This window comes from Brachybacterium netajii (SeqCode), assembly GCF_054114245.1.
Window position 1 is genome coordinate 522,401 of the sequence record NZ_JBSYXB010000002.1, and the last position, 12,261, is coordinate 534,661.

Genomic DNA, 12,261 nt, shown 5'->3' on the forward strand with positions numbered 1-12,261 from the left:
CGATGCCGCGCTCCTCCTCGCGTCCCACCGTCGCGACCATCGCCCGCGATCTGGGGATCTCCCCCGCCACCGTCAGCTACGCCCTGAACGGCAAGCCCGGCGTGTCCGAGCGGCTGCGCGCGAAGATCGTCGCCCACGCCCAGGAGATCGGGTGGACCCCGCACGCCGGAGCGCAGGCCCTGCGCCGCGGGCTCAGCGGGAACATCGGTCTGGTCCTCACCCGCGATCCGCGGGAGCTGGCCCGCGAGCCCTTCTACTCCTCGGTGACGGCGGGGATCGAGTCCGCGACCTCGGCCCGCGGCTACGAGCTGATGGTCCGCTTCGCGACCGGCGGCCCCGAGCAGCAGCTGGAGGTCCTGCACGACTGGTGCGATCGGCGCCGCGTCGACGGCGTGGTCCTGATGGACATCACCACGACCGATCGTCGGCCCGCGCTCCTGTCCGAGCGCTCCATGCCCTTCGCCGTCATCGGCGACCACGACGCCCTGCCCGACGGTCCCGCGGGCGAGGTCGCCCACGTGCAGGTCATGACCGATGAGCCGGCCGACGCCGCCACGCTCGTCCAGCACGTGAGGGACTGCGGCTACGACGGCGTGCTCCAGCTGACGGGCTCCCTCGCCCACCGTCACGAGCAGCGCCGCCTCGCCCTGGTCCAGCGGCTCTGCGCCGAGCACGGGATCCCGCACGGCTTCGCCGAGGCCGACTACACGATCGATGCGGGGCAGCGGGCCTTCGGCCAGCTCGAGCACGACCTCTCCGCGCGGCCCGCGGTGATGGCCGCGAGCGATCTCATCGCCATCGGCGCGCTGCGCGGCGCCGAGCGCGCCGGCATCGCGATCCCCTCCGAGATGGGACTGCTGAGCTGGGACGACTCGCTCATCGCCGAGATCAGCTCCCCCGGGCTCACCGCCCTCTCCCGGCGCCCCTTCGAGATGGGGCAGCGGGCGGGCGCCCTGCTGGTCGGGCTCCTCCGGGGCGAACCGCCCGTCGACGAGCCGGCCGCGATCGCCCCCTCCCCGCTCGTCGTGCGCACCTCGACCGCCCGGGCCTGAGGAGGCCCCGGTCCGGGAAGACTCCACTTTGGGAGGACCCTTCGTCGTTGACATGTCCGAGACGGCGCTGACATACTTGCCGAATCGATTCAGTCCCGTCGATGCGACGCCCTCCGCGGCGGCGCACCCGCGGCGCCGGACCCGACGATGCGATGGAGCATCCGCCCCTCGCAGGATCGGACCGTCCGCCTCGCCGCACGCACGCCCTCGCCCCTCTTCACTCCGCAGGAGCCCGGTCCATGCAGATCTCCGTCCAGATGTACTCGATCCGCCACGCGCTCGAGGCCGACTACCTCGGTGCCGTCGGCCGCCTCGTCGAGCTCGGCCTGACCGTCGCCGAGCCCTTCGACCTCGTCGCCCAGCGCGAGGACCTCGTCGCCGCCCGCGAGGCCCACGACATCGCCTTCCCGAGCGCCCATCAGTCCTTCCTCGGCGACCAGGACCTGGACGAGGTCCTCGACGCCGCCCGCGCCGTCGGCGCCCGCTACGTCGTCGACCCGTACTGGAACCCCGAGGACTGGCAGCACCCCGATCGCGTGCGCGACCTCGCCGCGCGGCTGAACGAGAAGGCGGCCCGCGCCGCCGACGCCGGCATCCGCCTGGGCTACCACAACCACGGCTTCGAGCTCGCGGCCCGGCACGACGGCGCGACCGCTCTCGAGCTGCTCGCCTCGCACCTGTCCGACGACGTGGTCCTCGAGATCGACACCTACTGGGCCGCGGTCGGCGGTGCCGACGCCGCGGCGCTCATCCGCGACCTCGGCGACCGGGTGCGCATGGTCCACCTCAAGGACGGCGACCTCAGCGAGGACCCCGACCGCCAGCTGCCGCTGGGCACCGGAGCGATGCCGCTCGAGGAGACCCTCGCCGCCTCCCTCGCCGGATCCGTGGAGCTCGGCGTCATCGAGTTCGACGGCTACGCCGGCGACATCTTCGAGGGCATCGCCGCCTCCCTCGCGCGCCTGCGCGACCTCGGCTGACGCCGCCCCTCCATCTCCGGCCCCCGCCGCACTCGCAGCACCCTCCATCGCACTTCACCACCCTCCAGGAGCACCTCCATGTCCTCGTCCCCCGCCTCCGGCCCCGTCGGCGTCGGCCTCATCGGCGCCGGCACCATCTCCGCCGAGTACCTCCGCCACCTCACCTCCTTCCCCGACATCGACGTCCGCATCGTCGGCGACATCGTCCCCGAGGCCGCCGCGGCCCGCGCCGCGGAGTTCTCCGTGCCCGCGCACGGCACGCCCGAGGACGTCCTCGCCGATCCCGCCGTCGAGATCGTCGTGAACCTGACGATCCCCACCGCCCACTTCGACGTGTCCCGCCGCATCGTCGAGGCCGGCAAGCACGTGTGGACGGAGAAGCCGATCACGACCGCGCCCGAGGACGCGGCGACCCTGCTGGCCCTCGCGGCCGAGCACGGCGTGCGCGTCGGCGGCGCCCCGGACACCGTGCTCGGCGCCGGCATCCAGACCGGTCTGCGCACGCTGCGCGACGGCAGCATCGGCACGCCGGCCTCGGCGCTGACGATCTTCCAGACGCCCGGCCCGGAGGACTGGCACCCGAACCCCGCCTTCCTCTTCCAGGAAGGCGCCGGCCCGCTCTACGACATCGCGCCCTACTACGTCACCACGCTCGCCCTCGCCCTCGGTCCCGTCGAGCGCGTGACCGCCGTCGGCTCGACCGCCCGCACGCAGCGCACCATCGGCTCGGGCCCGAAGGCCGGCGAGGTGTTCGACGTGACCGTCCCGACCCAGGTCTCCGCGCTGCTGAGCTTCGCCTCCGGTCAGAACGCGACGGTGCTGCTGAGCTTCGACGCCCCGCACACCCGCGCCGGCTTCGTCGAGGTGTACGGGACCGAGGCGACGCTCGCCTTCCCCGACCCCAACGTCTTCGAGGGCGACAGCGCGCTGACCGCGCACCGCGGAGACACGGCGACGCCGATCCCCGCCGCGGGCGCGACCACCGGGCGCGGACTCGGCGTGCTGGAGATGGCGCGGGCGATCCGCGCGGGCGTCCCGCACCGAGCGCAGGGCGAGATCGCCGCGCACGTGCTGGACGTGATGGTCGCGATCGAGCGGGCGATCGCCGACGGCGGAGTCGTCGCGGTCTCCTCCTCCTTCACCGAGGTCGAGCCGATGCCGGCGGACTTCGACCCCTTCGCCGCCACGCTCTGAGCCACCGCGCTCGAGCCACCGCGCTCGGGGCCACCGCGCTCCGAGCCGACGGGCGGCGACGCCCCGGGCCCCGGCATCCGTCTCCTCGAGGTGGATGCCGGGGCCTTCGCCTTTCTTATGCAAGCTGACGCAAGAATGTGCGGGCGTCGCGACCCGCGCTCGTCCTGTCCCGACGGGCGAGACTTCACCGGATAAAGATTCGGCAAAGCCTGCCAGATCCCGCCGCCAGAGCGACGATGCTCACGGTCCGACACGTCGCGCCAGGTCATCGAAGGTTTCGAACAGCCGTCGACATGACCTGCGACACACGACGGGCGGCGCATTGAGAACGCTCTCTCGCCACGCAGACCCTCCACCCTCCTCGACGTTGCTGACCGGCCGCTGTACTCTCGCCGCGTACCGCATGAATACTCTTGCAATTCTTGCAGTACTTCCCGGCAGAGCAGCCGGTGCCGACGGTCCGACGATGGGCCGCCCCGATGCAGAGGAGAGAACGATGCAGTCCACCCTCACGAGATCGCGCCGCGGGAAGGGGCTGGGCCGGATCGCGCTCGCGCTGTCGACCGCGGCCCTGGTCGCCGCCGGCGGCCTGAGCTCAGCGCCGGTCCCGGCCGCCGCGACCGCACCCGACTCGTCGGTGTCCGCCGACGGCAGCAACGGCGACGTGATCCTGAACCTGTTCCAGTGGAACTGGGACTCGGTCGCCGCCGAGTGCACCAGCACCATCGGCCCCGAGGGCTTCGGCTACGTGCAGGTCTCCCCGCCGCAGGAGGAGATCCAGGGCACCCAGTGGTGGACCTCGTACCAGCCGGTCAGCTACAAGATCGAGGGCAAGCTCGGCACCCGCGCCGAGTTCAAGAACATGGTCGACACCTGCAACGCCGCGGGCGTCGAGGTGATCGCCGACGCGGTCATCAACCACATGACCGGTGCCGACAACGGCAGCGGCACGGGCGTGGCCGGGTCCTCCTTCGGGATCGACTCCTTCCCCGGCATCTACGGGGCGAACGACTTCAACGACTGCCGCAGGAACATCTCCAACTACGGCGACCGCTACGAGGTGCAGAACTGCCGCCTGGTCTCGCTGCAGGATCTGAAGACGGGCTCCCCGTACGTGCAGGACACGATCGCGGGCTACCTCAACGACCTGATCGACCTCGGCGTGGCCGGCTTCCGCATCGACGCCGCGAAGCACATGCCGGCGTCGGACCTCGCCGCGATCAAGTCGAAGCTCTCCGACCCGAACATCTACTGGGTCCAGGAGGTCATCGGCGCCGGCGGTGAGCCCATCCAGCCCTCCGAGTACGTCGGCAACGGCGACGTCCACGAGTTCAACTACGGCCGCCAGCTGAAGTCGAACTTCGACGGCCAGATCAAGGATCTGCGCTACATCGCCGACGGCAAGCTCTCCTCCGACGTCGCCGGAGTGTTCGTGGACAACCACGACACCGAGCGCAACGGCGAGACCATGAACTACAAGTGGGGCGCGAAGTACATCCTCGCCAACACGTTCATGCTGTCCTGGCCCTACGGCTCGCCCTCGGTCTACTCGGGCTACACCTTCGACGACAAGGACGCCGGCGCCCCCGGCGCCACCGCCACCTCGGTGCCGGACGTGGACTGCTCCTCCTCCAGCTGGACCTGCACCCAGCGCTGGACCGAGATCAAGGGCATGGTCGGCTTCCACAACGCGGTCGACGGCACCTCGGTCACGAACTGGTGGGACGACGGCAGCAACAACATCGGCTACGGCCGCGGCGACAAGGGCTACGTCGCGATCAACAACACCGGCTCCGCCGTGACCCACACCTACCAGACCTCGATGGCCGCGGGCACCTACTGCGACGTCATCGCCTCGGACGACTGCTCGGAGACGATCACCGTCGCCTCCGACGGCACCTTCTCCGCCACCATCCCCGCCTACGGCGCCCTCGCGATCCACGTCGGCTCCGACAGCACCGGCGGCGGCGATGACGGCGGCAACGACGGCGGCGACGACGGCTCGACCGGCGAGTACGAGACCACCACGGTCTACTACTCCACCGAGGCCGGCTGGAGCGACTACTACATGCACTACAAGGCCGGCTCCGGCACCTGGACCACCGCTCCCGGCACCGAGATGACGCAGGCCTGCGAGGGCTGGTACTCCACCACCGTCGACAGCGCCGACACCCTCACCGCCGCCTTCAACGACGGCAGCGGCACCTGGGACAACAACGGCTCGAAGGACTACACCCTGAAGGGCGAGGACGTCACCGTCACCGGCGGCTCCGTCGCCGCGGGCGATCCCTGCGGGACCGACGACGGCTCCGGCGGCGACGACGGCTCCGACGACGGCTCGGGCGAGGTCGTCACCGGCACCACGACCGTCGGCGCGACCGTCTCCACGACCTGGGGACAGAACGTCTACCTCGTCGGCTCCATCGCGGCGCTGGGCAGCTGGACCCCGTCCGCGGGCCTCGCGCTCTCGGCCGACGCCTACCCGGTCTGGTCGGGCTCCGTCGACCTGCCCGCCGGGACGACCTTCGAGTACAAGTACGTGAAGATCGACGGCAGCGGCAACGTCACCTGGGAGTCCGGCGCGAACCGCAGCGCGACCGTCGGCGCCGACGGCACGCTGACGCTCTCCGACAGCTGGAAGTGACGGCCGCGGCCGTCCGCTTCCGCTCCTGAGTCCGCTCGGCCTCCTGCGAGGCCGTCCGACGCGGACCCGACATCGACCCTGGGTCGTCACCTCGTGGAGGGGGTGACGGCCCAGGGTCCTCTCATGCGCACCTTCTCCCGCGGGCCTCGGCGTGGAAGGCTCAGGACGGAAGGCTCGGGGTGCGCGTCGTCACCCTCGCTTCGCCGGCGAACCGGTGCGACATATAGTGGAACGGTCATTACAGAACGAGGGGTCGACCCCCGAGGAGGATTCCCATGCTCATCGCAGGTCTCGTGCTCACCGCCCTGGCGGCGCTGATCCACGTCTACATCTTCTTCATGGAGTCGATCGCCTGGACGGGTGAGAAGGCCCGCGCGACCTTCGGCACCACGGCCGAAGAGGCCGAGGCCACCCGGGAGCTCGCCTTCAACCAGGGGTTCTACAACCTCTTCCTGGCGATCTCGGTGGCGGTCGGCACCGTCATCCTCGCGACCGGGTCGACCGGAGCCGGCGCCGCGCTCGTGCTCGTCGGCGCCGGGTCCATGGCGGCGGCCGCCACGGTGCTCTTCGTCTCCAGCCCGAGCAAGCGCGGGGCCGCGCTCAAGCAGGGTGTGCTGCCCCTGCTCGGCGTGATCCTCCTGGTCCTCGGCCTGGCGCTCTGAGCGCCGCGACCATCGCCACCGGGCCCGCGCACCCGCCCGCCCCCTCGTCCGCCCGTCGGACCGGACCCGCCCGGCCCGCACCCTCCGAAGGAGAAGCCCTCTCGTGACCGATGCCCTCAGCACCCAGGTCCAGCTCGTCGCCCGCCCCCAGGGGTGGCCCGATCCGTCGGACTTCCGCACCGTGACCGTCCCGCTCGAGGATCTCGCGCCGGGGCAGGTGCGGGTCCGCAACGAGTTCGTGTCCGTCGACCCCTACATGCGCGGTCGCATGAACGACACCCGCAGCTACGTGGCCCCCTACGCGCTCGGCGAGACCATCGCCGGCGGCGCCGTCGGCCGCGTCATCGCCTCGGAGGCGCCCGGGCTGCCGGTGGGGACGCTCGTCCTGCATCAGCACGGCTGGAGCGACGTCGTCCAGGATGCGGCCGCGACCTTCCGGGCAGTGCCCGAGGTCCCCGGCGCGCCGTCCTCGGTCCACCTCCACATCCTGGGCATGACGGGTCTGACGGCCTATGTCGGTCTGACCGCGATCGCCGGGCTGCAGCCCGGGGAGACCGTCTTCATCTCGGGCGCCGCGGGGGCCGTCGGCACCGCCGCCGGGCAGATCGCCAAGATCCTCGGCGCCGGTCGCGTGATCGGCTCCGCCGGCAGCCCCGAGAAGGTCGAGCTGCTGACCAGCAAGTACGGCTACGACGCGGCCTTCGACTACAAGCAGGGCGATGTGCGCGGCCAGCTCGCGGCCGCCGCGCCCGAGGGCATCGACGTCTACTTCGACAACGTCGGCGGCGACCACCTCGAGGCCGCTCTCGACGCGTTCAACGACGGCGGGCGCGCCGCCCTCTGCGGCGCGATCTCCGGCTACAACTCCGACGAGCGCGCCGCAGGCCCCGACAACATGGCCAACATCATCACCCGCGCGCTCACCCTGAAGGGCTTCACGCTCGCCGCCCACCTGCATCTCGCACCCGAGTTCCAGGAGCGGATCGTGCCGCGGTTCGCCGCCGGCGAGATCGCCTTCGACGAGACCGTCGTGGACGGCATCGAGCACACCGTCGACGCCTTCCTCGACATGATGCGCGGGGCGAACACCGGCAAGATGCTGGTGCGCATCCCGGCCTGACGGCAGGGGCCGCGCCCCCCCTCCAGAACGTCTCCGAGGACCCTCCTGCCATCACGGCCGGGGGGTCCTCCGCCGTCACTCACCACGACCACCGGACGCACTGAACATGCAGGCCAGAGCCTCTTTTGCATCACATCGCACCGACCCCGACCAGCGCTCGCACGATACAATGAGGTGTCGTCTTCGCAGGATCCGACGGTCTCTCCGATGGGAGCCCGCGGTCCCGTGCCTCGCGTGCCCTCGTGCCGCCGTCGCCGACTCCAGCGCCCTGCGGGGCGGGAGGTGTCGCAGACCGACGTCCGCGAGACCCGAGGAGATCAGCGATGAGCTTCGCTGTCGGCCAGACCGTCGTCCACCCCTTCCACGGCCCCGTGAGGATCGTCGAACGCACCCAGCGGATGCTGCGCGGGACGCCGACGCCGTGCCTGCGGATGGTGACCGCCGAGAACACCCTCGACATCAGCGTCCCGGTGGCGCGCGTCGAGCAGGTCGGCCTGCGGGAGGTGTCCTCCCGCGCACGCGTCGACGAGCTCCTGGGAATCCTCGGCACACCGGCCACGACCGGCGGCCTGCAGTGGTCGCGCCAGATGAAGGAGTACCAGCACCGGCTGTCGACGGGCCGGTTGGAGGACGTCTGCCTGGTGATCCGCGAGATCGCCCGCAGCGGTCCGCATGCCCCGGGGACGACGTCCGGGCAGATGCTCCGCACCGCCCGCGGCCGCCTCGCCGCGGAGATCGCCCTCGCGCTCCACGTCTCCGGCGAGGACGCCGACTCCCTGATCGACGGGGCGCTCCGCCCGGCGTAACCCCCGCCGACCGCTCCTGAGACGCCCGCATGACTGCTGCGGCACATGCGGTGGCAATTCGTTCTTACGTCTGTAAACTCTTTACATGCGTAAACCCTCGTGAGCGGGGCCGTCGGCCCGATGGCCCCGCTCGGAACGGAACGGAGCAGAGTCATGAGCGTGAGCGTGTCGATCCTCGAGACGGGGACGATCCGGATCCGCCCCGCGCACCGCCATCAGAGCGCGACCCGCCCGGTGCTGCTGCGCCGGGCGAAGGCGATCGTCGGCGACCGGCGCTGGACGGAGCCGCTGCCGATCAACACCTACCTGATCCAGCACCCCGACGAGCCGATCCTGTTCGACACCGGGGAGTCCCCGCACGCCTCCCATCGGAGCGGTCTGCCGTGGTGGCACCCGTTCTTCCAGCTCGACGTCGACATCGCCGTCTCCCCCGAGGAGGGGATCGGCGCCCGCCTCGCCCAGCAGGGCCTCGCTCCGGAAGACCTCCAGGCGGTGGTGGTCTCCCACCTGCATCACGACCACGGGGACGGGCTCGCCGACCTCGACGGGGCGCGCGTCCTGGTGGCCGCCGAGCACTGGGAGGTCTTCCGCCGCCGGTTCAGCGCGACGATCGTCGGCGCCGCTCCCCAGTACTGGCCGACGGACTTCCAGCCCGAGCAGCTCCGGCTCACCGGCCCCGCGCTCGGCCCGTGGGAGCGGACCTATCCGATCACGGCCGACGGACGCGTCGTCGGCATCCCCACCCCCGGCCATGTGCCGGGGCACATGTCGGTGATCGTGCGCGGCGACGAGGCGACCTATCTCCTCGGCGGCGACGTCACCTACGACCAGGAGCTCCTGGACCAGGAGGAGACCGACGGCGTCAACGGCGACCCCCATCTCGCCGTCGAGCAGCTGCGGAGGATCAAGGCCTTCGCCGCCGAGGAGCCCCTCGTCCTGCTGCCCGCTCACGATCCGCGCGCCGCGGAGCGCCTCGCGCGCGGCACCGTGTACCGCCCCTCCCCGCTCAAGGACATCCGATGAACACGAACACCAGCACGACTGGGCGCGGCACCGGGCGCAGGGCGTCGACCCGCAGCCCGCTGAGGAGGATCGGGCTGTGGCTGGCCCCGACGCTCGTCGTCGCGGCCGTCATGAGCGCCCTCGCCGGCGCGTATCTCGGAGGGAGCCTGAACTCCTCCGAGAGCATCGCAGACTTCCCCCTCGCGATCGTGGACGAGGACGCCGGCGCCGTCCTCCCCGACGGGACGACCCTGGACGCCGGCGAGCAGGTCGCCTCGGGCATCCTCGCCGGGATCGACGCCGAGCGCTTCGACGTGCAGGTCCTCACCCTCGCCGAGGCCGAGGCGCAGATGGACGAGGGTGCGCTGTACGGCGCGATCGTCCTCCCCGAGACCTTCAGCGCGGACCTCCTCGCCTGGGCGACCGGCTCCGTCCTGCCCGGGGAGGAGATCGTCCGTCCCCAGGCGACGGTGCTGACGAACACGCGGGCCGGAACGGCCGCCGCGACCATCGCCGGCACCGCCGGGACCGCCGCGCTGGACGCCGCCGCCGAGCAGCTCGGCATCCAGCTCACCGCGATGGTCGCCCAGCAGCAGGAGCAGGCGGGCCTCTCGACGCCGCTGACGGCGACCGCCGCCGCTGCGCTCGCCGCACCGCTGACCATCACGGTCGAGGCGCACGATCCGCTGCCCGACGGGACCGGAGGGGGCCTCTCCGCGTTCTACTACGCGCTGCTGATCGTGCTCGCCGGGTTCACCGGATCCGTCATGGCGAACACGCTGATCGACGCCCGGCTGGGGTTCCTGCCCACGGAGTTCGGTCCGCTCTACCGGCTCGAGCGCAGCTCCGGGATCAGCCGTCGCACCACGCTGCTGATCAAGTGGGGCGTCGGGGCGCTGATCGCCGTGGTGGTCTCCGCCCTGTACGTGGGGATCTCCGCGGCCCTCGGCATGCCCATCGACGACCCCTGGCTGCTCTGGGGATTCGGGGTCGCGACGATCTTCGCGGTCTCGATGATCGTCCAGGCGATCAACGCGCTCGTCGGCAACGCCGGCATGCTCATCAACATGATCGTGTTCATCGTGCTGGGACTGCCCTCCGCCGGCGGGACGCTGCCGGTCGAGGCGACGCCGCGGTTCTTCCGCTGGCTGTCCGGCTTCGAGCCGCTGCACCAGATCTACCTCGGGACCCGGTCGCTGCTCTACTACGGAGGGACGTGGGAGTCCGGTCTCGGCCGCTCGCTCCTCGCCGCGGCGATCATGGCCGTGCTCGGCCTCGCCATCGGGCTCGTCGGCGTCACCGCCTACGACCGGACCCGCCACGTCCGCGGGTTCGCCGCGCCGACGAGCGCACCGTCTGCGCGCTGATCCCGCCGGTCCTCGGCGCGCCGCCTACCGCAGCGCGCCGAGGACCTCGTTGAGCGCCTCCGTCGCCGAGGGGTGCGTGTAGATCGCGTCGCGGAGCTCGGCGGCGGTCACGTCGTGGCGCATCGCGAGCGCGACGGTGTTGATGACCTCGGTCGAGTGGACATGCAGGAGGGCGGCGCCGAGGATCAGATCGGTCTCGGCGTCGACCACGAGCTTCAGCAGGCCGCGGGGGTCGCCCTCGATCTTCGCGCGGGGCGCGGCGGCGACGTCGGCCATGGCCTTCTGCCCGACGCGCACCGCGAGCCCCTGGGCGCGCGCCTCCTGCTCGGTGATGCCCACGCGGGACAGCGGCGGCGTGGTGAACATCGAGTACGGGACGGCGACGCGGTCCGTGGTCCGGCGCTCGCCGTCGCGCAGCAGCTGGTCGGCGAGGATGCGATGGTCGTCGAGCGAGAGGTACGTGAACATCTCCCCGCCCGTCACGTCGCCGGCGGCGAAGACCCCGTCCGCGGTGGTCCGCAGATGCGCATCGACGACGACGAACCCCGCCTCGTCGGTGCGCACGCCCGCCCTCTCGAGCCCGAGGCCGACGGTGGCGGGGGCGCGCCCGGTGGCCAGGAGCACGGCCTCGGCAGCGAACGTCCGCTCCTCGCCGTCGATCGTGCAGCGCACCCGGACCTCCTCCTCGCCGTCCTCGATCGCCGTCACGGCGGCGCCGTCGACGAGCTCGACGCCCGCATCGGCGAGCGCCGAGGCGACGGCGGCGGCGACGTCCGCGTCCTCCTTCGGGAGCAGCCGCCTCCCGCGGCCGAGGACGGTGACCTGCGTGCCGAACTGCCCGAACATCGAGGCGAACTCGAGGCCGACGTAGCCGGCGCCGACGACCAGGAGGGATGCGGGGCGCGGGGTGATGTGCTGGAGGGTCTCGGAGTCGTGGACGCGGCCGCCGAGGCGGGCGCCGGGCACGTCGGGCATCCGCGCGACGGACCCGGTGTTGATCACGACGGTGTCGGCGGTGAGGGTGAGCTCCTCGTCGCCGCCGGTGACGATCACCTCCCGCTCCCCCGCGAACTCGGCGTGCCCTCCGACGAGGAGGACCTCGTCGAGGTCGGCGAGCATGGCGCGGTTCTTCGCGCGCATGGCGCCGGTGAGGGTGTCGCGCCGGGCGACGGCGGCGGCGAAGACCGCGTCGGGGTCTTCGCCCTCCCGCCGCTGCTCGGCGTCGTGGATGAGGATCTTCGTGGGGATGCAGGCGATGTTGATGCAGGAGCCCCCGATCATGGCCTCGGACTGCTCGACCACGGCGACGCGGCGGCCGGCGCGGGCGAGGGTCCCGGCGAGGGTCTTGCCCGCCTTGCCCCATCCGATCACGAGGACGTCCACGTGCTGGCGTGCGCTCTGCTGAGGGCTCATCGATGCTGCCTCCTGGCTGGT

General features: G+C 71.8%; 10 protein-coding genes. 9 read left to right on the top strand and 1 reads right to left on the bottom strand.

Features of this window, described 5'->3' with window-relative positions:
* Positions 1 to 2: 2 nt before the first annotated feature.
* The 9 genes from ACXET9_RS06095 (at position 3) to ACXET9_RS06135 (ending at position 10,827) form a co-directional block, all read left to right on the top strand.
* A complete protein-coding gene (locus tag ACXET9_RS06095) occupies positions 3 to 1,052 on the top strand; it encodes a LacI family DNA-binding transcriptional regulator (protein ID WP_457885605.1) in 1,050 nt (349 codons plus the stop codon).
* 239 nt (positions 1,053 to 1,291) lie between these two features.
* A complete protein-coding gene (locus ACXET9_RS06100; protein WP_457885606.1) occupies positions 1,292 to 2,032 on the top strand; it encodes a sugar phosphate isomerase/epimerase family protein in 741 nt (246 codons plus the stop codon).
* Between the two features lie 78 nt (positions 2,033 to 2,110).
* A complete protein-coding gene (locus tag ACXET9_RS06105; RefSeq protein ID WP_457885607.1) occupies positions 2,111 to 3,226 on the top strand; it encodes a Gfo/Idh/MocA family protein in 1,116 nt (371 codons plus the stop codon).
* A 496-nt stretch (positions 3,227 to 3,722) separates the two neighbouring features.
* Positions 3,723 to 5,870: a carbohydrate-binding module family 20 domain-containing protein gene (locus tag ACXET9_RS06110; RefSeq protein ID WP_457885608.1), complete on the top strand. Its 2,148-nt coding sequence runs from the start codon at positions 3,723 to 3,725 to the stop codon at positions 5,868 to 5,870.
* Positions 5,871 to 6,145: 275 nt separating this feature from the next.
* Positions 6,146 to 6,532: a DUF1304 domain-containing protein gene (locus ACXET9_RS06115; protein WP_457885609.1), complete on the top strand. Its 387-nt coding sequence runs from the start codon at positions 6,146 to 6,148 to the stop codon at positions 6,530 to 6,532.
* Positions 6,533 to 6,635: 103 nt separating this feature from the next.
* On the top strand, positions 6,636 to 7,652 hold the full coding sequence (locus tag ACXET9_RS06120) for an NADP-dependent oxidoreductase (protein WP_457885610.1): 1,017 nt from the start codon (positions 6,636 to 6,638) through the stop codon (positions 7,650 to 7,652).
* A 323-nt stretch (positions 7,653 to 7,975) separates the two neighbouring features.
* Positions 7,976 to 8,458, top strand: coding sequence for a CarD family transcriptional regulator (locus tag ACXET9_RS06125; protein ID WP_457885611.1), 483 nt, complete (start codon positions 7,976 to 7,978; stop codon positions 8,456 to 8,458).
* Positions 8,459 to 8,611: 153 nt separating this feature from the next.
* The gene (locus ACXET9_RS06130) at positions 8,612 to 9,481 is read left to right on the top strand and encodes an N-acyl homoserine lactonase family protein (protein WP_457885612.1); all 870 of its coding nucleotides are present in this window, start codon (positions 8,612 to 8,614) and stop codon (positions 9,479 to 9,481) included.
* Positions 9,478 to 10,827 carry a YhgE/Pip domain-containing protein gene (locus tag ACXET9_RS06135; RefSeq protein WP_457885613.1) on the top strand — a complete coding sequence of 450 codons (1,350 nt, stop codon included), beginning with the start codon at positions 9,478 to 9,480 and terminating at the stop codon, positions 10,825 to 10,827. Before ACXET9_RS06130 ends, ACXET9_RS06135 begins: the two co-directional genes overlap by 4 nt.
* Before the next feature lie 24 nt (positions 10,828 to 10,851).
* Here the strand turns inward: ACXET9_RS06135 and ACXET9_RS06140 are convergent, their stop codons facing one another.
* Positions 10,852 to 12,240, bottom strand: coding sequence for an FAD-dependent oxidoreductase (locus ACXET9_RS06140; protein WP_457885614.1), 1,389 nt, complete (start codon positions 12,238 to 12,240; stop codon positions 10,852 to 10,854).
* Positions 12,241 to 12,261 lie beyond the last annotated feature (21 nt).

Bases quoted from the DNA above. Each gene is read 5' to 3' on its own strand.
- ACXET9_RS06100 (WP_457885606.1), top strand. From the start codon at position 1,292: ATGCAGATCTCCGTCCAGATGTACTCGATCCGCCACGCGCTCGAGGCC.
- ACXET9_RS06130 (WP_457885612.1), top strand. From the start codon at position 8,612: ATGAGCGTGAGCGTGTCGATCCTCGAGACGGGGACGATCCGGATCCGC.
- ACXET9_RS06105 (WP_457885607.1), top strand. From the start codon at position 2,111: ATGTCCTCGTCCCCCGCCTCCGGCCCCGTCGGCGTCGGCCTCATCGGC.
- ACXET9_RS06095 (WP_457885605.1), top strand. From the start codon at position 3: ATGCCGCGCTCCTCCTCGCGTCCCACCGTCGCGACCATCGCCCGCGAT.
- ACXET9_RS06140 (WP_457885614.1), bottom strand. From the start codon at position 12,240: ATGAGCCCTCAGCAGAGCGCACGCCAGCACGTGGACGTCCTCGTGATC.
- ACXET9_RS06135 (WP_457885613.1), top strand. From the start codon at position 9,478: ATGAACACGAACACCAGCACGACTGGGCGCGGCACCGGGCGCAGGGCG.
- ACXET9_RS06125 (WP_457885611.1), top strand. From the start codon at position 7,976: ATGAGCTTCGCTGTCGGCCAGACCGTCGTCCACCCCTTCCACGGCCCC.
- ACXET9_RS06115 (WP_457885609.1), top strand. From the start codon at position 6,146: ATGCTCATCGCAGGTCTCGTGCTCACCGCCCTGGCGGCGCTGATCCAC.
- ACXET9_RS06110 (WP_457885608.1), top strand. From the start codon at position 3,723: ATGCAGTCCACCCTCACGAGATCGCGCCGCGGGAAGGGGCTGGGCCGG.